This window comes from Burkholderia sp. E168m23 (assembly GCF_016586125.1).
Taxonomy (GTDB): domain Bacteria; phylum Pseudomonadota; class Gammaproteobacteria; order Burkholderiales; family Burkholderiaceae; genus Burkholderia; species Burkholderia orbicola.
Genome location: NZ_BCPP01001229.1, coordinates 1 through 1,708 on the forward strand (window position 1 = coordinate 1; position 1,708 = coordinate 1,708).

Annotated in this window: 2 protein-coding genes; both read left to right on the forward strand. The window is 74.3% G+C overall.

The window, feature by feature from the left end; all coding sequences use genetic code 11:
* The first annotated feature begins 32 nt into the window (after positions 1–32).
* Positions 33–1,475, forward strand: coding sequence for an NAD(P)/FAD-dependent oxidoreductase (locus JMF90_RS35995; RefSeq protein ID WP_011548366.1), 1,443 nt, complete (start codon positions 33–35; stop codon positions 1,473–1,475).
* Positions 1,468–1,708: FAD-binding oxidoreductase (locus JMF90_RS36000; protein ID WP_201326243.1), on the forward strand; the 241-nt coding region annotated here is incomplete at its 3' end. The genes JMF90_RS35995 and JMF90_RS36000, both read left to right, overlap by 8 nt.

Consider the following 1,708-nt stretch of genomic DNA (forward strand, 5'->3'; position numbering starts at 1 on the left):
ACCGCCCGGCCGGCCGCGACCGGAGACGCATCGTGAGCGCCGCACTGCAACCGGTGATCGTTGGCGCGGGGCCGGCCGGCGTGCGCGCGGCCGAGGCGCTGGTCGACGCCGGGCTGCGCCCGGTCGTGATCGACGAGAACGCGCGCTGGGGCGGACAGATCTATCGTCAACCGCCGGCCAACGCCGCGTTCGTGCGCGGCAAGCGCACGCTGTACGGCTTCGAGGCCGCGAAGGCCGACGCGGTGCACCGGACGATGGCCGCGCTGCTGCCGCACGTCGACTATCGGCCGAACACGCTTGCGTGGTCATGCGGCGCGAGCCGCGTCGACACGTTGCAGGACGGCCGCGAAGTGACGGTACCGTACTCGCACCTGATCGTCGCGAGCGGCGCGACCGACCGCATGCTGCCCGTGCCGGGCTGGACGCTCGCGGGCGTCTATACGCTCGGCGGCGCGCAGGTCGCGCTGAAGGCGCAGGGCTGCGCGATCGGCCGACGCATCGTGTTCGCGGGCACGGGGCCGCTGCTTTACCTCGTCGCCTACCAGTATGCGAAGGCGGGCGCACACGTCGCGGCCGTGCTCGACACGAGCCCGCTGCGCCGCCAGGCCGGCGCCGCGCCCGCGCTGCTGCGCATGCCGTCGATCTTCGCGAAAGGGCTCTACTACCACGGCTGGCTGCGCGCGCATGGCGTCGCGATCGAAACGGGCGTCACGCTCGAGCGCGTGCTCGGCGATCAACATGTGACGGGGCTCGCATGGCGCGCCGCCGGCGACTCGGCGCAGCCCGCGCCGCCGCGCGTGCTCGATTGCGATGCGCTCGGCCTCGGCTTCGGCCTGCGTTCCGAAACGCAGCTTGCCGATCTCGCCGGCTGCCGGTTCGGTTTCGACCCGCTCAACCGCGCGTGGCTGCCCGAACGCGACGCGGCCGGGCGCACGTCGGTGCGCGGCCTCTACGTCGCCGGCGACGGCGCGGGTATCGCGGGCGCCGACGCGGCCGAAGCGTCGGGCCGGCGTGCGGCGCTCGCCCTGCTCGACGATGCCGGCATCGCATCGCGCTCGCCGTCCGGCCAACCCGACGCGGCGGCACTCGAACGCACGCTCGCCCGCATCGGCGCATTCCGCGCGGGCCTCGAAGCCGCGTTCGCGCCGCCGGTCGAACAGGCTGCCCGCTGCCCCGACGACACGATCGTGTGCCGCTGCGAAGAGATCGACGCGGGCACGCTGCGCCGCTGCGTGCGCGAAGGCGCGGCGACCGAATTGAATCGGCTGAAGGCGCTGACCCGCGTCGGCATGGGCCGCTGCCAGGGCCGCATGTGCGGCGACGCGGCCGCGCTCGTGCTGGCCGCCGAAACCGGTCAGCCGCTCGCCGACGTCGGCCGGTTGCGTGCGCAACCACCCGTGAAGCCGTTCCCGATCTCGGCCGCGCTCGCGGGCGACGACGTCGCGGCGATTCCCGACGAGGCGCGCGATGAGTGAGATCCGGCATTACGACGTCGCGATCGTCGGCGGCGGCCTCGTCGGCGCGTCGGCCGCGCTTGCGCTCACGCGACGCGGGCTGCGCGTCGGGCTGTTCGAACGGCGCGACTGCGGCGCGCAGGCGAGCGGCGTGAACTACGGCGGCGTGCGCTGCCAGGGCCGGCCGGTCGAGCAATTGCCGCTTGCACTGCGGGCGCGGCGCATCTGGGATCGCCTGCCCGAGCTGATCCGCA